The sequence below is a fragment of the Aquimarina sp. Aq78 genome (genome assembly GCF_900299525.1).
Lineage (GTDB): Bacteria > Bacteroidota > Bacteroidia > Flavobacteriales > Flavobacteriaceae > Aquimarina.
Window position 1 is genome coordinate 12016 of sequence record NZ_OMKA01000002.1, and the last position, 21341, is coordinate 33356.

At 31.2% G+C, this 21341-nt stretch carries 18 protein-coding genes; 1 reads left to right on the plus strand and 17 read right to left on the minus strand.

Translation table 11 applies throughout. The annotated features are described in order from the left end of the window. Positions 1-209: 209 nt before the first annotated feature. Positions 210-1949 carry an NAD(P)/FAD-dependent oxidoreductase gene (locus DG435_RS04500; protein WP_106792070.1) on the plus strand — a complete coding sequence of 580 codons (1740 nt, stop codon included), beginning with the start codon at positions 210-212 and terminating at the stop codon, positions 1947-1949. 79 nt (positions 1950-2028) lie between these two features. On the opposite strand, the gene DG435_RS04505 is transcribed toward DG435_RS04500, so the two are convergent. From DG435_RS04505 to DG435_RS04585, 17 genes are all read right to left on the minus strand, one after another. Then, the gene (locus tag DG435_RS04505; protein ID WP_106792090.1) at positions 2029-3792 is read right to left on the minus strand and encodes a serine hydrolase; all 1764 of its coding nucleotides are present in this window, start codon (positions 3790-3792) and stop codon (positions 2029-2031) included. Between the two features lie 244 nt (positions 3793-4036). Then, positions 4037-5332, minus strand: coding sequence for a phenylacetate--CoA ligase family protein (locus DG435_RS04510; RefSeq protein ID WP_106792069.1), 1296 nt, complete (start codon positions 5330-5332; stop codon positions 4037-4039). Continuing rightward, positions 5329-7005 carry a C45 family peptidase gene (locus DG435_RS04515; protein ID WP_106792068.1) on the minus strand — a complete coding sequence of 559 codons (1677 nt, stop codon included), beginning with the start codon at positions 7003-7005 and terminating at the stop codon, positions 5329-5331. The genes DG435_RS04510 and DG435_RS04515 overlap by 4 nt, the downstream gene beginning before the upstream one ends. 46 nt (positions 7006-7051) lie before the next feature. Then, the gene (locus tag DG435_RS04520; RefSeq protein ID WP_106792067.1) at positions 7052-8590 is read right to left on the minus strand and encodes an NAD(P)/FAD-dependent oxidoreductase; all 1539 of its coding nucleotides are present in this window, start codon (positions 8588-8590) and stop codon (positions 7052-7054) included. A 3-nt stretch (positions 8591-8593) separates the two neighbouring features. Continuing rightward, positions 8594-12283: an MMPL family transporter gene (locus DG435_RS04525; protein ID WP_106792066.1), complete on the minus strand. Its 3690-nt coding sequence runs from the start codon at positions 12281-12283 to the stop codon at positions 8594-8596. Further along, entirely contained in the window at positions 12283-13467 is a 1185-nt protein-coding gene (locus DG435_RS04530; protein WP_106792065.1) for a DUF2062 domain-containing protein, read from the minus strand. Before DG435_RS04530 ends, DG435_RS04525 begins: the two co-directional genes overlap by 1 nt. Positions 13468-13488: 21 nt before the next feature. Beyond that, positions 13489-13983: a hypothetical protein gene (locus tag DG435_RS04535; protein WP_106792064.1), complete on the minus strand. Its 495-nt coding sequence runs from the start codon at positions 13981-13983 to the stop codon at positions 13489-13491. A gap of 120 nt (positions 13984-14103) precedes the next feature. Continuing rightward, positions 14104-14469 (minus strand): 3-hydroxyacyl-ACP dehydratase, encoded by a 366-nt coding sequence (locus DG435_RS04540; protein ID WP_024771978.1) that lies wholly within the window; start codon positions 14467-14469, stop codon positions 14104-14106. A gap of 6 nt (positions 14470-14475) precedes the next feature. Beyond that, entirely contained in the window at positions 14476-15072 is a 597-nt protein-coding gene (locus DG435_RS04545; RefSeq protein WP_106792063.1) for a porin family protein, read from the minus strand. Beyond that, the gene (locus DG435_RS04550) at positions 15069-15680 is read right to left on the minus strand and encodes a hypothetical protein (protein ID WP_106792062.1); all 612 of its coding nucleotides are present in this window, start codon (positions 15678-15680) and stop codon (positions 15069-15071) included. The genes DG435_RS04545 and DG435_RS04550 overlap by 4 nt, the downstream gene beginning before the upstream one ends. Further along, the gene (locus DG435_RS04555; protein WP_106792061.1) at positions 15661-16278 is read right to left on the minus strand and encodes an outer membrane lipoprotein carrier protein LolA; all 618 of its coding nucleotides are present in this window, start codon (positions 16276-16278) and stop codon (positions 15661-15663) included. The genes DG435_RS04550 and DG435_RS04555 overlap by 20 nt, the downstream gene beginning before the upstream one ends. After that, entirely contained in the window at positions 16271-17047 is a 777-nt protein-coding gene (locus DG435_RS04560; protein ID WP_106792060.1) for a polysaccharide deacetylase family protein, read from the minus strand. The genes DG435_RS04555 and DG435_RS04560 overlap by 8 nt, the downstream gene beginning before the upstream one ends. Then, positions 17041-18105, minus strand: coding sequence for a beta-ketoacyl synthase N-terminal-like domain-containing protein (locus DG435_RS04565; RefSeq protein ID WP_106792059.1), 1065 nt, complete (start codon positions 18103-18105; stop codon positions 17041-17043). The genes DG435_RS04560 and DG435_RS04565 overlap by 7 nt, the downstream gene beginning before the upstream one ends. 54 nt (positions 18106-18159) lie before the next feature. Next, a complete protein-coding gene (locus tag DG435_RS04570) occupies positions 18160-19362 on the minus strand; it encodes a beta-ketoacyl synthase (RefSeq protein WP_106792058.1) in 1203 nt (400 codons plus the stop codon). A 17-nt stretch (positions 19363-19379) separates the two neighbouring features. After that, on the minus strand, positions 19380-19637 hold the full coding sequence (locus tag DG435_RS04575; RefSeq protein WP_024771985.1) for a phosphopantetheine-binding protein: 258 nt from the start codon (positions 19635-19637) through the stop codon (positions 19380-19382). Position 19638: 1 nt separating this feature from the next. Then, positions 19639-20259 (minus strand): 3-oxoacyl-ACP synthase, encoded by a 621-nt coding sequence (locus DG435_RS04580; RefSeq protein ID WP_106792089.1) that lies wholly within the window; start codon positions 20257-20259, stop codon positions 19639-19641. A 7-nt stretch (positions 20260-20266) separates the two neighbouring features. Next, entirely contained in the window at positions 20267-21331 is a 1065-nt protein-coding gene (locus DG435_RS04585; RefSeq protein WP_106792057.1) for a methyltransferase, read from the minus strand. Positions 21332-21341 lie beyond the last annotated feature (10 nt).

A 21341-nucleotide genomic window follows, 5' to 3' on the forward strand; every position in this document is an offset into this window, starting at 1 on the left:
TCTTTCGTTGAAATGTATTTTTAGTGTAGACGAATGGTAATTTTTTGTAGATAAATGGAGGATAGAAAAAATAACAAAATTAGAGTGTAAAAATGTGAATTTTGTAAGGAAAAGTAGTACTCTGGATAGGTTCATTGATCACTTCTGAAAATATAGTTGTATCATTACAAAACAATTAAAAAAATTAACCTTTCATTTTATTATAAACAATGCGAGACAACTCTCAAGAAACATCAGATCTAAAATTGAAGAATGAAAATGAAATAGATACAATTATTATTGGTTCTGGAGTAGGAGGACTTGCTTCTGCTATTTGTCTTGCTCGAAGTGGTCAACGTGTATTAGTTCTCGAACAGCATGATGTGCCGGGTGGATGGTGTCATAGTTTTTATCTAAATGGGTATCGTTTTACACCAGGAGTACATTATGTGGGGTTATTAGATAAAGGGCAATCTACAAGCGAGCTTTATGAAGGACTGGGGATTGCAAATGATCTGGCTTTTTTTAGAATGAATACACAAGCATACGAACATTGCTGGATTGGTGATGAACGTTTTGATTTTCCTGCTAATTTTGATGAATTATGTGACTCATTATCACAACGTTTTCCTGAAGAAAAGAAGAATATTAAAAAATACCTCACTATGGTTCGTACAGTGAGTAGACAAATACAGTTAATCCCTAAAATAAAAGGTTTTTGGGATCATGTTACTATTCCTTTTCGAACAAAATACATGGGGAAATATGCATTGTTTAGCTTAAAAAAGGTGATCGGTTGGTATCTCAAAAACCCATTACTCAAAACGATACTCAATATACAATATGGTGATCATGGATTACCACCGGGTAAGGCAAGTTTTCCGCTGCATTGTGCAGTAATGGATCATTATTTTGATGGTGGTTTTTATCCCATGGGTGGTGGCGGAGCTATAGTAAAGGCAATGACTAATGCAATCAAAAAACATGGTAGTGAAGTACGTACTGGTCAAAGTGTAAAACGTATTTTATTAGAAGGAGAAAAGAAAAAACGAGCTATTGGAGTCGAACTCGAAAACGGAGAGAAAATTCTTGCCAAAAGGGTAATCTCTAACGCAGATCCGGGGAAAACCTATTTAGATATGGTAGGTCGTGATAATATAAGCCGTAAATTATTAAAGAAACTTAATAAAACAAAATATTCGTGTACATCACTTATGCTGTTTTTGACAGTGGATATGGATCTTCGAAAAGCAGGATTGGATTCTGGTAATATTTGGATGATGCCCAAAAATGCAGATATGGACGAGCAGTTTGCAGAAATGCAAAGAATTGATATTGAAGAAGGGGATGAGTTTGCTGGTCTTTTTATAAGTTGTACAACTCTTAAAGATCCAATAAGTTATGATGGTCGATATCATACTATGGAAGTAATTACTTATATTAATTATAAGGCTTTTGAAAGGTTTGAGAATGAGGATAAAGAACGCTCTCCAGAATATCTGCAATTCAAAGAAAAATTGACTCAAAAGTTTGTGAATAGTCTGGAAAAAGTAGTCCCCAGGATTAGTGATCATATTGTACAAAAAGAATTAGGAACCCCGATTACCAATGAGTATTATATAAATTCTACCGATGGTTGTGTATATGGTACCGAAAAAAGTTTACGCCATATTGGTCCTTTAGCATATAAACCAAAAAGTGAGATCGAAAATTTATACCTCTGTGGTGCTAGTATTGCATCTCATGGTGTGGCAGGAGCAAGTTATTCTGGAGTTCAGACGGCTGCACTAATTCTCAAATGTAGACAAGATGATCTTATTCAGCCAGATGTGGATCTAAATCAGGATGTTCGTATTTATGATGCCGAAGATCCTTCTGATTATCCAGACTGGATGTTACGTAAAATAGAAGTAAAAAAGTCACGTTTGGCTACCGATGATAATAGATTTTCTTCTGTTAAAGAAAAATAATTTCTATTTGATATATTAAAACGTTATCCTATTAGATTATAAAACCTAATTGGGATAACGTTAATACTTTCTTTATTTTTTACTCTTTGTTATAAGGGATATAATTCTCCCAATGCCATGGTGTATACGTATCTGCAATCGATACTTCTAATAGTTCTTTAAAGATACTTTCTCCATTATCACTATTGGTCATTATCATAATACCCTTTTGTGCTTCTGGAAATATAATTGAATAATGCTGAAATCCATTGCCATGACATTCTTTAAATGCTCCAAAACCATAAGGAGTTTTCAAAATGCCCCAACCTAACCCATAACTTAATTCAATGGAATCATTTTGTGTAGAATCTTTAAAAGCAAGTGGTCCAAATTGTTTGATAGAACGAATTCTAAACTGTGGTTTAAACAGTTCTTTCCAAGATTCTATCGTGATAATTTTTTGTTGTAATACAGCTTTAAGAAACTTCGAATAATCTTCTGGCGTAGTTTCTAATGTACTACCTCCTCTTGGCTCATTATCTATATCTTTTTTAAAACGCTCACTTGTGATAGTATGACCGTATGCAAAGTTATCTTCAAATGATGATGACCATTGGTAACTGGAGTGACTCATGTTTAATGGTTTGAAAATTAACTCCTGCGCTAATTCCTCCAGATTTTTTCCCAGTATTTTTTCTAATACGACCTGCAGATAAATAAATCCTTCTCCAGAATAACTATACCTGCTTCCTGGTTCACGGTTTACACGCAGTTGATAATCCGATTCCATCCATCGGGAATTAGCAAAGCCAGTAGTGTGAGTCAAACACATACGAGCCGTTATTTTATGATATAGACTATCGTTTTTTAAGGCAGAAAAATCATCATGCCAACGTGTAAGTGGTTTGTACTCGTGTATTTTTTTAGGTAAATAAGACTCTAAAGCTGTGTCGAGATCAATAACGCCATCTTCTACTAATTTCATTACCAGTACTCCAAAAACTGCTTTACTAAAAGAACCTCCGTAAATATTAGTAGAATCATTTAGAGTCAATTTTTTATCATAATCTTTATACCCAAAAGTCTTCTGATATGTAACCTTATTATCATTAAAAATAGTAACTGCAATCCCAGGGACATTTGCATTTTTGATGAGTCTATTAATTTTAGTTGTTAATGAATCTTTAGTTATTTTGGTTCCATCCAGACGTACAATATTTTGTGCTTTCGCTTGAGTGCAACTTGTGAACCACATAGTGCTTGTCAATAGTAATACTATCATTTTTTTGGATATAGTTTTTTTAGTACTGCTCAGAAACGGAAATGATAATGGATAATAGCATTTTTGCGAATTAACAACTCTTACTATATTAAATAACATACAAATTATACTAAATGGGATTATAGATATAAACAAGAAAAAACCCCATTTTTCAACAGTTACAAGAGCTACTAATGAAAGTATGTATACTATGCTCATCGTTATTTGAAAATTAATAATTTTTATACCATGGCGTTGGTATAGCTCATTATCTTCTCTCTTATGAATCCAAATAAATAAAGGGAAAAGTATATTTGCCAGTGGTATTATAAAACCTAAAAACGGAGTACTATGTAATAAGATAAGCCATTTTTTCTGTATTGTTTCCTCCTTTGGATTTTCTAATATCAATAAATCATTCACCTCAATGTCTAATGCAGTAGCTAACAATTTTACGGTTTGAAGATGTGGAGTTACATCTCCTTTTTCTATACGCTGGATGGTACGAATTGTAACTTGTGTTTTTTCTGATAATTCTTCTTGAGTATACCCTTTTAATTTTCGTTGATACACTAAGTTTTTTGCAATTGATTGGGTTTCCATAATTATATTTTTGTTTGATACAAAGCTATGGAGAGCTCCTTGTTTTTGTAACGACATTTAGATGTCACCTATCTGTCATTTTTATAAGGAATCAAAACACAACGCTTAACTACATAATTATGATTTCATACAGAGTATGTGTAGCCATTACCATTACGAGTATCTTTTTGTTTACCGAAGGTAACTAAAATCAATCTAGAGATTGCAAAGTTTTATATGAGTACTGCTTAAATCAGAAAAGGGATTATTCTATTTCTCTTTTATCAATAACAATTACAGGTTTTCTACTCAGTTTAGGAAATTGAAGTTTCTGAATGTCTTTTTTATCATGAAATTCAATTTTTGGAGATACTCTAAGCTTTGCTCTAAAATGATCTTTTATATCATGCAGTAAATCTTCTGTAGGGGTTTGTGTAACTATTTTGATTAAGATTTCATCTGTACCTATTGCATTATGAAAAATTTCGATGATATAATTCTCTACCTCATTAAAATCATTGAGAATATTATCCATAGCAGGAGGGTACAAGGTTGTTCCTTTATACTTGATCATCTGTTTTTTTCTTCCTACTACCGGACCCAAACGCATTGTATTGCGCCCACATGCACAACTTGAAGTATGTGCCTTGATCATATCTCCTGTTTTAAATCGCAATAAAGGCATTGCTTCTACTCCCAAAGTAGTAACGGTAAGTTCTCCTACCTCACCAGGAGAAACAGGACTATTGTTGTCGTCTAGAATCTCTGCAATAATAAGCTCTGGATGATGATGCCCGCCTTGTTGCTCGCTACACTCTGTAAAAGCGGTATTCATTTCTGTAGATGCATAGGTAGAGTATAATTCGATGTTCCAGGTATCTTTTATGTTTTTTGCCAGTGTGTTTAACGAAAAATCTTGATTTCTAAGAGATTCTCCTATACAAATAGCACCTTTTATCCCAGAAGTATTGAGGTCAATATCGTGTTCTTTTGCATATTTAATTAGTTTCAATAAAAATGAAGGAACTACGATGAGGTAGGTAGGTTTAAATTTTAAAATAGAATCCCATTGTAATTCGGGGATTCCAGCTCCTACACGTATGATTCCTGCTCCTAATTCCCGAGCGCCCAGGAAATAGGCTAGTCCTGCCATAAAACGCCTATCGATAGTTGTCATTAATTGCATTACATCTTCCTTTTGCACACCAGCACAGGCAAAAGAAATTGCTTCGTTATAGGCTAGCCTTTTTAGATCATTATCTGTTAACGCAAAAGTAACAGGTTCTCCCAAGGTTCCCGAGGTAGTAACATAATCTATGATTTCGCTTTTTGGTACGCAGATAAAATCATCATTAAACTGTTGTAATTGCTCTTTGGTAGTAACTGGTATTTTTACTAAGTCCTCTAGAGTATTAATCGTCGAAGGAAGAATATTATGCTTTGCAAAAACACTTTGATAGTAGGTAGAATGGGTATCTAAATAAGATATTAATTTCTTTAATTCTTGCTCTTGTACTTTTTTGATCTGAGCCAGCGATGCTTTTTCTATTTCAGGAATCATTGTTTTAATTTCCTTTTTAATTTTTTAATATACAAATCGATTTCACGTTTGTCGGGAACTGTCGTAATTTCTTTGTCGCTTGCTTCTTCAAAAGCATGTAATGCAGCGGTGTAATATTGTTTTTCGTAATAATATTTACCAATTAAATAATATACTTCCCAATACTCTGGATTGGTCTTCTGAAAAGTTCCGATAAAAGAGGGATCTAATGTTTCTTTGTTGTCAATTGCTATTTGAATCTCCTTACTTAATTGCCTGTAGTTTTCATAATCCTTATATGCCTTGGTAAACTGAAAAGAGTCTTTTTCAATATTTAATTCAGATTGAGATAATGCTGTTTTTGTCGGTTTTTTATTAAAAATATCATTTAGGTTATAGGCAACAAATTCCCCTAATTGATATGGACTTGATGATACCCAAACCATTCGATCTTCTGGTTTAAAAACAATACCATGATGTGCTAATAATTGATTTAAAGCTTTTTCATTACCATATCCAATTTGTTTGTTGTTCAACCCTTCTTTATTTCTTAGAATATCAACAGCAATTTGTGGGGTTACTTTTGGTTGTTGTTGCAATAGCTCCTGCATTCTTTTATAACGATATTGAGAATGACTTTCTGCGATATGTTTTATATTGTTTTGATCATTTGAATAGGCCTCACTTTGAAAATGATTAGAACAAATTAATTGATTAGAGTTAGGAACCTCATAAACGCCAAAATTTTTTGGAGAAACCTCAATAGTAATTGCTTTTTTATCTTTTGCGCTTCCTATAAATATTGATTCAGATACAAAAACTTCTCGTTTTTTTGCTATTGCTATTGCTTCATCTATTGTTGAAGCATATTGTAAAATCTCACGGGCCAAAATTGAAATCGGTGTTTTTGCTAATAAAGGGATTTTGGATTTCCCTGCATTTATAGTTATTGTAAGACCATGTTCGTTCATTCCCGAAACTACACCAATCATTCCTCCCCAGGTTACAGACATAAATTTATGACCTTCTGTTGGACTTACAAAAGCAATGATTTTATCTTTGGCAAAGTCATCACCAGCATAAAAATCAAAATTCCTACCAATGATCAAATCACCGTCTACGGTTTTCTCCCCCCAAGCGGCAAATGAAGAGCACCCTACTAATGCTAAATCTTGCAAAGCATGTCCTATATCATGCGCACCATGAAGGTATAGTATTCTTAGATAGTTCTCTGCTATATGATTATAATCGTTTGATGCATATTTTGAAAGTCCGTATATTTCTGCTTTATACTCTGCAGGAATGTGTAAATACATTTTCCTATTATACCAGGCTACAACTTTTCTTAATAAATATTGTTTTGTTTTTGAAGGTACTAATTCTCCAACCTTTGATAAAAAAGCATGCTCTTGTTTTTTAAATAATTCTTGTGTTAGGCTTCCGGTTTGTAAACCGATTTGCAAAGGATCTCCTTCTACATAAAGTTCCCATAAACCTTGCTTGTTTTTACTAAGAAAGCTATTTCCTATAGTAAAAACAGAGTCCGAAACTTTAATTCTTTCTTCTATTGAAGAAGAATAGGCACTAACATCAGGGATATCCTTTATTGATCTAGAAACGCCACACGACATTAATAGAAAAAGGAGTGCAAAAAAGCACAACCATTTTGTAAAACAAGATGTTTTTAAGAACATACTCCTTTGTTTTTTAGATGCTCGTTATTTTATTTTTTTTCATAGCCTAAATAGTTTTTTGTTCTTTGTTGGCTTCTAGTATTTTGTCAAGTAAATAATCACTACCGATTATTTCTGAGCATGTGATAACTGCACTAATAGTAACTCCTAAAATGCCATGCATATTTAAACTCTGGCCAGTAAACATTAAGTTTTTAATTTTGGTTTTCGGAGATAAAAAAGAGTGCATAGGTTTATTAACATCTTTAACATAGGCATACATTGATCCTTCATTACTACCGATATAATCTCTATAGGATAATGGTGTTGAGGTGTATGTTTCTTGAATGCAATCTTTTATATTAGGGAATTTTTTCTCTAATTCATCTATTATTTTTTGAGCTTTTTGAGCTTTAAATTCTTCATAAGTTTGCCCTCTTTCATTTTTATGAGCTACCGTATTAAATGTATTTTCCCAGGGCTCAACTTCTTCATAACGCATATAGGTCATTACAGCAATACTATCTCCATATTCCTTTGTATTTTTATTAATTCCCATAGATATCATATATCCTTCTGGCCAACTTTCTTGAGTATAACTTTGTGTATCCCAAACCCTATCTGGGTGATTAAAATGGTAGAAATTTTTATTTTGATAGGCAAAAGTGTTTGGCTTTAATACAATATATAATGTAAAAGCTGCTATAGTGCTTTCAATCTTACGTACTCTATTGGCATATGATTTTCTAAATTTATCTTCTCCTGCAAGCTGTAAAGTAAGTTTTGGTTCAATATTAGAAATAAACAAATCTCCTTTTATTTCTTTACCATTTTTGCATATAACAGAACTGATTTTATCGTTTTCAAATTCAAATTTGACAACTTCATGATGTTTATATACTTCACCATCTTGTTCTTTTAATCTCCTGATTAAAGCTTTTGTGATTTGACTTCCTCCATTTATACATCGATATGAACTTTCGATATAAGAATTAATACATAAGGCGTGTACATAAAAAGGGGTGCGATCACTATCTCCGGCATATAAATAATTTGTCCCTGCAAGAACTCCTTGTAGTTTTTTATTATCGGTAAGGGAATTGATATAGGATTTTGCGTTGAGCGAAAAAAGTTCACTATCATCAAAGTAAGGTTTACCCTGTTTTAATTGGTAAAGTGGAAATTTAAGACATGTTTCTTTTAATTTATCACAATAGGTTCTAATGGCTTCTTCCTCTTCTGGGAATTGATCTACCAAAACTTTTATAAAATTGTCATACCCTTGAGCATGCTTATATTCTTTTTCGTCACCTTCAAAAGTTATGATATCAAAACCGTCTTCATCAAGTTTTTTTAATTTTAAATCATCAACGATATTAATGTATTTAAAATATTGATATAGATTTTGCCCTTCAGAAAGTCCACCAATATAGTGTACTCCTGTATCAAAAATAGTTTTGTCTCTTACAAAGGTTTGCAAATTTCCTCCATACTGATTGTTTTTTTCTAACACACATACACTATAGCCCTCTTTGGCTAAAATGATAGCAGAAACCAAACCACCCAAACCACTTCCGATAATTACAATATCATAATGCTCTTTCATTCTTTAATTTTCTTTGTTTTTTAAAATAACCAGATTATTCTTTTGGTGATCGATCTCGAATCCCAAATTAGTAATTATCTGTGTATGTATATTTTGACTTTCTTTTAGTAAAATTAACAGATTAATTTTACTGCTTAGTACCTTTTCTAATTCATTTTGTGTAATCGTAGCTAAATTTATAATAAGAACACTTGCATCATATACCGTTGTTTCTTCTAAATTATCTACACAAATAATTTTACTATGATTATTAGTAATATAGCTGTTTTTAACAACATCCCTAGTGTTTTTGTTTTCTGTATAATTAATAATCTTTCTGTCTGGACTATCTAGAGATAATAGAAAATCTAATTGACCAGAATCTTTTGAAATATGAAGTATAGTTTCTTTTTTACCTACTGTGTCTATAATTGTTTTATAAATTTCTTTATTGGTTTTTAGGTCCTTTAGCACTTCTTTATATAGAGGATCTCCTTTGTATCGATATTCTTCAAGGATGATATTATTAAAATACCCATCATGTTCTATCTCATTCCTAAGTTTTTCAAATTCATTTTTAAAATATGCCCCGATTTGCTTTGTTTTTCTAGCATAGTTTTCGCCAAAACTAGTATCGTTTGCTTTTATTCTATCGAGTATTTTGATAGTTATACTACCATCTTTAATAATAAAACTTCCTTTGGGGAGGACTTCAGAATTTCCATGAATAAGTATTGGAATGATGTCTAATCCAAATTGCTCTGCAAGATAAAATGCTCCTTTGTGAAATCGTTTAATTTTATTAGTATTAGATCTAGTTCCTTCAGGAAAGGCAATAAGTGAGTAGCCTTGATCAACTTTCTTCTTTAAATGGTCTAATCCATTCTCTATACCGCTAGACACTGGATAAAAACCAGCTAATTGAACTGCTTTTCCAAAAACAGGAGAGTTGTACACCCAATCATTTACCAGGAAAATAATTTTTGGATATAACATTCCTATTGCCAAAATGTCTAAGAATGAAGTATGATTAGCAATAATAACCCCTGGTTTATCAAAGGTTTCATTACTTTGATTAATGATTTTTTTATGCACAAATGGGTTTGTATATAGTACCGATCCCATAAATTTTGACATTATTTTATGAAACCATTTCATTTTCATTTTTTTAGGTAACGGGATAATTTTTATCAGAAATACACTAAATAGTGAAAGTAGTAAGCCTCCTATACCATAATAACAAAAAGAAAGAACAGAATGTATAAATAATCTGAGTGTTATCGGTCTTTTTGTCTTACTACCGATAAAAAGCCTAAATAATTGAGGTTGAATTGTAAATGAAATAACAATTGCAGATAATATTCCGATAATAGAAAGTAATGATATCGTATATAACGCAGGATGTTTAGCAAATATTAAAACACCTACTCCCAAAATAGTAGTGATAACAGATAAAATAATAGATGTTTTATGAGTTGCTAATGCTTTTTCCCCAGTTCTATACTCATGTAGTAACCCATTAGTCATAAAAATACTATAGTCAATCCCAAGACCAAAAATAAAAGTTGAAATTATAATATTAAAGATGTTAAACTCTAGTGAAAATAATCCCATTATACCAATTGTTAACAACCATGTGATCGCTATAGGAATGCTTGTTACCAGGGTAAGAGATAAACTTCTATAAAATAATAAGAGGATAAGCAGCACAACAATTAATGAGTAACCTACTAGTTTGTTAAAGTCATTTTTTAGATTCCCTAAAAAGGTTTCATTCATATGTTTTCTGTCGATAACAATAGTTTGAGGTTGATCTTTAAAAATATCGACTATATGTTGCGCATTTTCATCTTTTACTTTAACGAGCGTTGTTGCAGTGATAAAATCATCTTTTGTTGTTATATAATCTGCAATAGAAATCGTTTTTAAGGCGTTATAATCTGTAATTTTAAGAGGCTCGAAATTCGATTCTAATAGGGTATAAAAAGCATTAAAACTATTAGGCTTAAAGCCTAATTTGTTTCCGCTTTCAATAAGATTTGCTTTTGTATTTGCTATTGTATTAGTGTTCCAGAAAGAATTCCATCTCGAAATTCTTTCTTTTTGAGTTTTTTCTGAATAAATTAAAGATCCAATCGAGCTAAAATCGATTACTTTCCCTTCAGCTTTTAATATTTGTAGCTTTTCAAAAATCTTGTCATTTATTTGTAAAGCACCTTGCTCCGAATTTTCATAGGCTGCCAGATAAATTGATTTTGAAGCAATATTAGTTAGAGCATCTAATCTTAATTGTGCATCTTTTAGCTCTTGTGGCTCAAAGTTTAGCTTAGAAATGTCATTATTAAACTGTACTTTATTATAGGTAAACAAGCTTACAATTAGTAACAGCGTTAATACTATAATTGCCCATTTGTTTTTATGTAAAGGATATTGAGCGGCATTATCGATTAATGTTGTTTTTGGCTTTTTTTGAGAAGCGCTTTTATATACTTGAGGTATAAAAATTAATGCAAAAAAAGAGGATCCGACAACACTAATTGCTGCAAAAATACCTAAATCCTGAAGTGCTTGTGATTCTAAAAATAATAAGCATAAGAATGCCAAAGCTGTTGTTAAACTACTCATTAAAACAGGAGTAGTGATTTCTTTGTAAACAGCTTTAATATTAGTGTTACTTCTTATATGTGTTAGAATATGAAGTGAATAATCCAAAGTAACCCCTAGTAGTACAGAGCCAATACCCAGGGATATTGCAGAAATTTTTACGCGAATTAAATACAATAAAGCAATAGCTAATAACCCTCCGAAAATTGTTGGAACAAATAAAATAATCGGAATAGTAATTTTTCTATAAAAGAAGATAAGTATGATTAATAAAATAGTAATAGCAATACTAATGGTTAGTTGGATATCGCGTTTTATTTGTTTAGCATTTGCTACAGCAATTAAAGCACCTCCAAAATATTCACTTTGTACTTTATCTTTAAAAAAACCATTGAGTTGATTGTTTATTTGATAAAGATCTTCTACAAACGAAGCATTCTTGGCCGTTTCGCTAGATTTTAATTTAGGAGTTATAAATAATAGAACATGATTTTGATCTTTACTAAGTAAAAAACCATTGTGTAATGTGAAATCATCACCAAAACTAAGCTGCTGTAATTTTTTTAGGGCAATAAATGATAATCCCAAGGGGTCCTTTAAAATATTATCTTTTGCAATGATTCCGGTTGGAGAAACTAAAGTTTTATAATTACTATTTGTGATAGTTTCGATGCTATCTTTTTGAATTTTATTTTTAATGCCCTTATAATCATTTTCTTGTAAAAAAAGAGGAAGATTTTTGTATACAAAATCCAAAGTATTAAAAATATCTTCTTCTTCGACCTTACCTTGGATTTGGGTAATGTGCTTACCAGATCTTAGAGTAACGCTATCAATAAATTGTGTTGCATACTGAGTGAGATCATCAACCGATCCTCCTGGTTGACGTGTGATATTTACTATGATTTTATCAGCAAAATTTACTGATTTTAGTACTTTTTGAATCTCAGAAGTCTTATCATTTGTAGGAATCAATTTGGTGATATCTTCTTCAAATTGAATTTTTGAAGCTGTAAATAATAAACCCGAAATAATGAGTACAAATATTCCAAAGCTTGCAACTTTTTTGGAAACAATAGATGTATATAAACTATAAAAAAAGCTATCCATTATGATGCATTATTTTTTTTATAAAAAATGATAAGAAATACATATCCTAAAATTCCTATCGTAATAGCAGAAATTATGGCTAAGGTAAAACTACCTACAATATAGGTTTTTAGGCTTTTTATCATTTCAAAATTTTCACCAATATTGGTAAATGATGGTTGAGATTCTCCTAAAACAAAACTACCGACTTTTAAACTCATAAAAACGATAAAAGGAATGAAAGGGGGTAAACTTACATTAGAAAAAGCAAAAGCAATTACCTTATTTAATTTTAAAACGACAGCTAAAAAGAGCACAAGTACTGTGTGAAATCCCCATAGAGGTGAGACCCCTATGAAAACCCCAAGAGCCACCGATAATGCTTTTTTTTGTGGGGAATCCTGACTTTCTAAGAAATCTTCAAAAAAGAAACGTTTTACTCCTTTTTTTTTAACTTTCCGGAATAAATTTCTTGGCTTTATATATAAAAAAGCTACCGTAACCAACCAGGTATTAAGAATACTTATTCGGGTAAAATCTTTAAAAGGCCTAAAATGTGATACCCTTTCGGTTTCATCATATAATACTTGTATTGGAATATTTTTTACAATTACATCTCTCCAGGCTGCTTTTACAATAACTTCTATTTCAAATTCAAATTTTGAGGTATAAAAATTCAATTTTGCTAATTCTTCTAGTGGATATAGTCTATACCCAGATTGTGTGTCCTGAAGTTTTGTACCGGTTTCTACCCAAAACCAGAAGTTTGAAAACTTATTTCCGAAACTACTTTTTTTAGGAACGCTTTCCTGGCTCATATTTCTGGCACCAATGAGTAGGATGTTTTTATTTTCTGATTTTTCTAAAGCTGTAATAAAAACTGGAATATCTTCAGGAAAATGCTGACCATCAGAATCTATCGTAATTGCATACTTAAAACCTTGTTTTTGTGCAGATACAAATCCAACACGTAAAGCGTTACCTTTTCCTTTATTTTTTGGCAGATGGATTTGTTGAACTTGAGGATATTCTTTTAATATCTCCTGAGTAGTATCTGTTGCCCCATCATTTACAACAATAATATTTTTAGTATAAAGTAATACACCATCTATAACCCGTCGTAATGTTTTGCAATTATTATAGGTAGGAATTATTACACATACGTTGAATAGGTCGATTTTTTGTTTTGTAAACTCTTTTATCACTCAATTGAAGTGTTTCAATTTTTAAGGAACTAAAATTACTGCTTTTTCTTCATCACTAAAAGCTTTCGATTGCAAAATATACTCACCGATATGCTTTTTTAAAATTTTGGGTTTTATAGTCTTGTATTGCTTAAGCAGAAATAATTTGTCTTCTTTTATATTGGATTTATATTTTAGCAATTTAGGAGTATTTTCTTGTATTCCTATACGTATAAAACGAGGTTCGATAGCATTTGGCGATTTCTCTATAGCAAATTCTATATATGTAACTCCTTCTATAAACAACCGTCTTTTTTCTTTTATACTTTTTTCATACTTAGCTTGCAATGTGATAGCAGCTCCTTTATAAGCCACTAAAACAATATCATCTTCTTTATTTACCGATGCAAGTTGTTCATTAAGTGCAGCTACTTTTGTTTTGTCATGAGCAGCTTCTTTATACGCGATTCTAATGGTATCCAGATCTATCGATAGAATGGTAAGAGATAATGATATGAAAACAATTAAAAATTTCACACGGTTAGGTTTTGGTAATTATTTGATAATATATTAATTATAAAATTGAGAACGTGCGTAGTCACCACATTCTTTCATTAAAAATTAAAAATATTTTTAATGTTCGTTTTGTATTTAAATTTACTTTGTCTTAAAATTAGCCGTTAATTTTAAAGCAACTGTATCTTCAAATGTAGTTACATTTTTTACTTTATACGTATCATCTGTCTTGGTAATATCTAAAGTTAAAACTAAATCTGGGTTTTTTTCCGGATTTATAATAGCCATGAATTTGATATTACTAGAGGATTGCATAAATAGTTTTTTATCTACAATGCCTTCTGTTAATTCTTTTATTATTTGCATCATACAAACACCTGGTGTTACAGGATTCCCTGGGAAATGTCCTTTGAAAATCTTATGGTTTTTGTTGATGGTAATAGTTGCTGTCGACATATTTTCAACAGTCTCTAATGTATTTGCGGTGTAAAAATCTTTTAGTAACATAAGTAATTAGAAATTAAATCTATACGATAGGCCAATTTGAAAAACACGATTAAATTGATTTTTTTCTTCGTATATCGATTGTGTTGAAAAATCATGGAAATCACCAGAAAATACATCTAGTGTACCATGCTTATATCTAGTTTCTATAGCGATTCCGTTTTTAAATTCGTAACCAAGACCAGCGGCAATAGAAAGATCTACAAAGGTAATGTCATTACCTTCTTCTCTGTTTACAAGACTTACGGGAGTATCATCAAAATCAAAATCAAGACTTGGTGCGATTATTAAATGTAATCCTGTATTTCTAACGAAAAATTTGCTGGTAGCAGATATTGAAACGTAATGAATTTCGAGATCATCTCCATTTGAAAATTTGTTATTACCACCTTGATTAGAGTATCCCACTTCGGGTTGAAGAGCATATAGCTCTGAGAACCTGATTTGTAAAAAAGCTCCTACATAAATACCTGCTTTAGTTTCTAAATTTGCATTAGTAAGATCCGAAATGTTAGCCCCGCCTCTTAATCCAAAAGATGTCTTGCTTTGTGCAGAAACCGTCCCAAAAATACCAAGAAAGGTTATGACCAATAAAAGATTTCTCATTTTTGAATTGATTTTAAATTAATTTTAAGCTTTAAATTCTTGTGCTCAATCATAATTAGATTTGCAATAGTATCACTAATTTCTGAAAATGTAAAAACTACTTTTTCTTTTCTATTTCCAGTTCTTACAATTTTATTTATTTCATTATTTGTATTGTAATAATAATGTTTATCATTATTAATTTTAGCTTCAAAAACAACATCGTTTTGATATGAAAATGTATTTAAAAGCACAGGATTTTCTTCAATCAATGCTTTAAAATCTTTTTTTAAAATGTTTATTAAAATCTTTTTATTGAAATCTTCTAAGATATAATTTACCGTAAAGCTTTCGTTAATAAATGAAAAGTCAAAAATTTTATTTCCCATTTCTGTAGTAAAGACAATACGATGATTTTTATCTTCAATTTTTTTTACAATAAAAATCCCACCAAAATGTTTTTTGTAAACATCAATATTTGCTTTATAGACATAATCTTGCGTCTTATCTGAAAAATATAAATTTCTTATTTCTATATCAGATGTTTCTCTTTTGATGAAATTGTTTTTCTTCGTATAGGAAGCACATCCTATACACATAAAACAAAAACTAATGAGCAAATATCTCATCTGCCAAAGGGGTGTTTAAGACTCTGTTGCTAAATACTATTCTCGTATAATCATTTGAAGGTTCTATCATTTTTACTTCAACAACATCGCCTTTGGAGTTAAATGTTATATGAAATGCTTTAATGAATTTTTCGAATTTTTTGTCCTTTGGACCAAAATGCACCTCGCTATTTCCTTGGTTTTTATAATAACTGATATCAAACTCATCATCATTAAACATATCTCCTTTTACGCTATTAATAATAAGTTTGTTCAATTGCTTAAACTGCTCACTAGACCCAATATCAATATTACTTTTATTGCCTTCATCATTAATGTATAGTGTCTTGTTTTTAAATAACACAGAATATTTAAAAGGTTTTACATATTCCCATTTTACAACATCTGGTGTTTTAAAAGCAAGTTTTCCTGTTGTGATAATATCATTCGATAAAAAATCCAGGTGTTTGTATTGTGTAAAATCACTTGAAATAGTTTTTGTTGTGGCAGCAAGAGCTTTTACTTTTGTTTTTAAGGCATCGGCTTCTATAGTACTCATTTTAGTTTGAGCAGATAGAGTAGTAGCTATAAATAGTATTAAATAAACAATTTTAGGCATATGCTTTTATCTTAAATAAAGAATCTATTGTAACCGATTCTATATTTTGTTGTTGTAAAAATAACAATAACTGTTCCAAAACAATAATTGTTTTTAAACTTGTATCATGAAGTAAAATGACATCTCCTTTGGATAGTTTTTTAGTTATTCGTTTTAGTACTTTATCCGAACTCCTGGATGTTGTATCCAGAGATCTGACATTCCATCCAATAGGTTGTAATCCTGTGGCTTTTAATGCTCTTTTAATTCTTGGATTTGTTACACCAAAAGCAGGTCTGTATAGTCGCATAGCTAGCCCGGTTACTTCTTTTACTATAGCGTTGGTTTGTTGTAGCTCTGAAATTACTTCTCCCGTTTTTAAAAAACCAAAAGAGTTAGGGTGCGAATACGTATGATTACCAATAACATGCCCTTGTTTGATACTTTCTTTAACTAATTCGGGATACATCTCAATGTGTTTGCCAATGCAAAAAAAAGTAGCTTTTGCATTATATTGTTTTAAGAGTTTTAAGATTTGAGGTGTGAATTCTGGGTTTGGTCCATCATCAAAAGTAATAGCAACTTGATTATTTTTTATATCTCTATTTGCATTAAGAGAAGTAAAATGGTAGTTCCATTGTATAAGTCCAGAACCAGCCATAGTAATAAGTAACCATATAAAAGCTAATAGGAAATAAGACCATACCGGTATTTCTATTGAGTAATTGGTTATGTGTAAAACCAAAAAAGCGAGTGCTGTTATTCTATTGACGTATTTAAAATTTAGCATTTACGCAGTAAAGTGAAGCTATGATTCTCTCCTCTATATTGATTGTATAATAAAATAGTAGTAAAGTTTGATATTGATTTTTTATTTAACTTAACTACTTCTGGTAACTCTTGTGTTTTTAAAATTTTTGAAGCCAACCATACCCCAAAAGACGATGCGGTATTAAATTCACCGCATAAATGTTTGTAATATATCTGTTGTGTCTCTTTGAATAGATTTAAACTTAACTCATTGTAAAATGTATCGTATTTTACATCTCCATTATTTCCTAATACAATAGCATCTATATCATCAATAGCTAAGCCATTATCCTTTAAAAATAGTTGAGCTGCATGAGATACTTCGGTTTCTGATAATGTATTATAGGTTTGTACTGCTATAACTTCGGCATAGCTCGAGTCTTGCTTTTTATTTGATACTACAAAGAAATTTGCACCTTCTCCAAATATTGCACCTTCTGTTTTAGAATCTAATACATTAGTAGATTTGGTTTTTTCTAATTTAATGTGATTAATAAGTTTGTGAATGGTAATTGTATGATCACCATGCTCATCAACACCTCCGATTAAAATAGTATCAACCTCATTATTTTCTAGTTGTAATTGGGCATCTAATAATGCCGATTCAAAAGATACACTTGCATGTACATATGTGAAATTGTAGCCTTTACATTGAAGTCCTAAAGCGATTTGCCCACCAACTGTATTATGAGTTGATTGTATAAATGAAGTAGGGGTGAGGTATTGTTCGTCATTGTCTATAATTGCACTAACAAATTTTTCTGAATCTCTAACACATCCCATTCCCGTTCCTGTAATAATCGCATCAACATTTTCTATATTTGCATCTTTCAATGCAATTCTGGATGCAACAACTCCCATTTTAATGCCTTTTGCCATTCTACGTGCAGCAGCAGGTGGGATATACTCTTTATAATTTGGGTTAACCACAGAAATCACATTATCTGTATAGGTGAGGATTTCTCTCAAAAACTCAGTATTGTCAAAAGTTTTTTGAGATGAAATAGATCCGACACCGGTTATATAGACTGCACTCATATCTCTTTAATTAAACAGTTTTTGCATATAGGTTAACCTTTGTTTACAATTTTGCTATTGTTCTTTTGAAAAAATTACTGTAGAACAATTACCTCCGAAACCTAAGGAATTAGACAACACGGTGTGCAATTCTTTTTCTTTGAGCTCTAATTGTGGTGTAATATCAAACTCTTTCATCTGAGTTTTAAAATTGAGATTAGGATAGATGATATTATGTTGAAGGGCTAATACGGCATAAACAGCTTCGATAGCTCCTGCTGCAGCCAAAGTATGTCCTGTATACGCTTTTGTAGAGCTAAAATCGGGAATTTCTTCACCAAAAACTCTTAGAATAGCACGTCCTTCAGATAGGTCATTATTTCCTGTTGCTGTGCCGTGTGCATTAATGTAATCAATATCTTTTGCTGTGTATGCTGCAACTTTTAAAGCTTTTTGCATTGCTAAAGTTGCTCCATCTCCATTTTCAGAAGATGCTGTTTGATGATAGGCATCATTTGCATTGCCATATCCTTTAACATATCCCAATACTTCTTTTTTTTCTGCAGCAATCACTTCATCAGATTCTAGTACTAAGAAAGCGGCAGCTTCACCTAAATTTAAACCTTTTCTATTTTCATCAAAAGGAGTATTGTAGGTGTCAGATAAGATCATTAGAGTTTTAAATCCATTAATGGTAAACTTAGACAAACAATCTGCGCCACCAACAATAACTCTGTCTAGTTTTCCTGATTTAATCAATCGGGCACCGAGCATTATAGCATTTGCAGCAGAAGAACAAGCTGTACTTATTGTAGTTACCAGGCTTTTTTTGATTCCTAACTGCTCTGCGATTTTTTGAGTAGAATCTCCGGCATGGTGACCTTCGATATATTTTTGGGTGCTTTTATTTTCAAGATAATCATAATAGTAAGTTTCTGTCATATCCATCCCACCAACGCTGGTCGCCGAAACTAATCCTGTCTTATAGGTGTTGATATCAGAGATTCCAGCATCTTGTATTGCTTGCTTAGCAGCAATAGCACCTAATAAAGCTGTTCTTGAGTAATTATTATCAGGAGTTAGACCTAATTGTTGTTCTAACTCCAGATTTGTAGATGCGATTTCACCGACCATAATATCATCTTTATGAATGGTATTAATTTTGGAAACCCTGGAGATTCCTTTTTTACCATTAATAAGCGATTGGTAATTTTCTGTGACATTGTTTCCAATAGCAGAAATTATTCCCATTCCAGTTATAGCAACACCTTTACTCATTTAAATACAACTAAAATTTATTTTGTTCTATGCTCAGAAATGTATTTTGCCATTACTTCTATAGATGCAAAAATTTCACGTCCTTCTTTAGGATCGGTTAATTTAATGCCGTAGTTTTTATCTAGCATTACAATTAACTCTAATGCATCAATTGAGTCTAAGCCTAAACCATCACCAAAAAGAATATCGTCATCAGCAATATCTTCAACAGCAATATCTTCAAGATTTAATTGCTCAATAATGTTTTCCTTTAGTTCTTGTTTTAAAACCTCCATATTATGTATTATATAAATTTACTATATTTTGTTTAGTATGTGTTGTGGTTCCTTCTTTAGAAACCAAGTATAAAAATGCGTCATATGCCACTCCATCAAATTCTACCCAACCACAAAGTGCTTCATCAGCTTTGTTTGCTAATAAAAGACTATTTGTATAGTCTGATAAATATTCAGCATTAAAGCTGTCAAAGATAAAAAAACTATTTTCAGAATGAAGTTTATATTTTATACTAATCTCACCAATACAAATATTGGGTAATGTATAAACAAAAACGGCAGGGCTTGGATAGTAATTGTCTTTATTTTGGATAGATTCCTGATGTTTTTCATCAGTATCTAAACTGGATGATTTATTTGAAAATACAATAGCAATGTTATTTTCGTCTTCTATATTTAGTTTTTCTTTTTGTAGGATAAGATCTGATGCCAAAAATGCAAGTTTACTTAACCCATCCATTTTAAAGAATTTAGGATATTTAATATCAAAACTTCTATAAGCTGCTTTAATAAATTCTAAAAAATCTAAAGCATCTTTATCGTCATATATAACAGATCCGTTTAAAGAGACTTTATGATCTTTTATGTGACAGAATGATTTTATATAAAATCCGGACTCCATAAATCGACTACTTTTTTTTACAGACAAACATGGTATGGTATTCTCCTACAACCAAATCTTCTTTTATTATTAATCCTGCCTGATCAATTAGTTTTGTAAAAACAGTAGAAGGATACATTTTACTATTTCCATTTGCCAATACTGTAAAGTATAACGATGTTGCTTCTAGGATAAACTTGGCATTATCAAATTTTTGTCTGTCTGTAAAAGTTTCCATGATTAATAACTCGGTCGTATCATCCATAGAATTAACACAAGTTTTTAAAACTTTAAGGATTTCTTTTTCAGAAAAACAATCTAAAAATTGACTCATCCAAATCGTATCTACTCCATCATTAGGAATCTGTGGGTTTTCTGATAACCAATCTATTTCATGACCAGAAACTCGTTTTTCAAACCCTTTGTTTTTTACATTAGCTAATGCTTTGTTTAATTGACCAGGTAAGTCGATCATTTTTATAGAAACTGTTTCACTAAATTCGCAACTACTTATAGCAAATTTACCTGTGTTGGCTCCAATATCAAATATAGTTTTTGGATTAGTTCTAAAAACAATTTCTAGAGCATCTTGAAATACGTCATCAGAATAATGGTGATCAAATTCAAACCAGGATTTTTGTATTTGTGGATCTAATTGTGATAAGCCTTCATATATGGTATCCCAATTTCCTAATTCTTTTAAGCCTTCGGGTTTCCCTTCTTTAATAGAATCGTTTAAATGATATAGCCCTTTATAGCAGACATCATTGGTGAAATTAATATTAACATCAACCGTTTTATTATACGTCAAAAAATAACCAATTGTAGTAATCTCATATTTGTCATCACTATTTTTACTAACAATATTTGAGCTTTCGGCAATTTCTAATAAAACACCAATGCCATATATGCTAATAGATAATTCTTTAGAAATATCTTTTATAGAAATCCCTCCGTTTTTTCTTCTATCAAAAATAAGATTTAGAACTCCCAGTTTTCTTAGTGAAACTGTGGCTTGAAAAACAAAAGGTGCAAAAGCTATTTTTTGGGCTTCCTGAATTGCGTCTATAGCTTTTATTGTTTGAATTGGCATGTCTTTATAG

What these genes read in the sequence shown, in the direction of transcription:
- DG435_RS04500 (WP_106792070.1), top strand. Translation starts at nt 210, where the DNA reads ATGCGAGACAACTCTCAAGAAACATCAGATCTAAAATTGAAGAATGAA.
- DG435_RS04505 (WP_106792090.1), bottom strand. Translation starts at nt 3,792, where the DNA reads ATGGAAACCCAATCAATTGCAAAAAACTTAGTGTATCAACGAAAATTA.
- DG435_RS04510 (WP_106792069.1), bottom strand. Translation starts at nt 5,332, where the DNA reads ATGATTCCTGAAATAGAAAAAGCATCGCTGGCTCAGATCAAAAAAGTA.
- DG435_RS04515 (WP_106792068.1), bottom strand. Translation starts at nt 7,005, where the DNA reads ATGTTCTTAAAAACATCTTGTTTTACAAAATGGTTGTGCTTTTTTGCA.
- DG435_RS04520 (WP_106792067.1), bottom strand. Translation starts at nt 8,590, where the DNA reads ATGAAAGAGCATTATGATATTGTAATTATCGGAAGTGGTTTGGGTGGT.
- DG435_RS04525 (WP_106792066.1), bottom strand. Translation starts at nt 12,283, where the DNA reads ATGGATAGCTTTTTTTATAGTTTATATACATCTATTGTTTCCAAAAAA.
- DG435_RS04540 (WP_024771978.1), bottom strand. Translation starts at nt 14,469, where the DNA reads ATGTTACTAAAAGATTTTTACACCGCAAATACATTAGAGACTGTTGAA.
- DG435_RS04545 (WP_106792063.1), bottom strand. Translation starts at nt 15,072, where the DNA reads ATGAGAAATCTTTTATTGGTCATAACCTTTCTTGGTATTTTTGGGACG.
- DG435_RS04550 (WP_106792062.1), bottom strand. Translation starts at nt 15,680, where the DNA reads ATGAGATATTTGCTCATTAGTTTTTGTTTTATGTGTATAGGATGTGCT.
- DG435_RS04555 (WP_106792061.1), bottom strand. Translation starts at nt 16,278, where the DNA reads ATGCCTAAAATTGTTTATTTAATACTATTTATAGCTACTACTCTATCT.
- DG435_RS04560 (WP_106792060.1), bottom strand. Translation starts at nt 17,047, where the DNA reads ATGCTAAATTTTAAATACGTCAATAGAATAACAGCACTCGCTTTTTTG.
- DG435_RS04565 (WP_106792059.1), bottom strand. Translation starts at nt 18,105, where the DNA reads ATGAGTGCAGTCTATATAACCGGTGTCGGATCTATTTCATCTCAAAAA.
- DG435_RS04570 (WP_106792058.1), bottom strand. Translation starts at nt 19,362, where the DNA reads ATGAGTAAAGGTGTTGCTATAACTGGAATGGGAATAATTTCTGCTATT.
- DG435_RS04575 (WP_024771985.1), bottom strand. Translation starts at nt 19,637, where the DNA reads ATGGAGGTTTTAAAACAAGAACTAAAGGAAAACATTATTGAGCAATTA.
- DG435_RS04580 (WP_106792089.1), bottom strand. Translation starts at nt 20,259, where the DNA reads ATGGAGTCCGGATTTTATATAAAATCATTCTGTCACATAAAAGATCAT.
- DG435_RS04585 (WP_106792057.1), bottom strand. Translation starts at nt 21,331, where the DNA reads ATGCCAATTCAAACAATAAAAGCTATAGACGCAATTCAGGAAGCCCAA.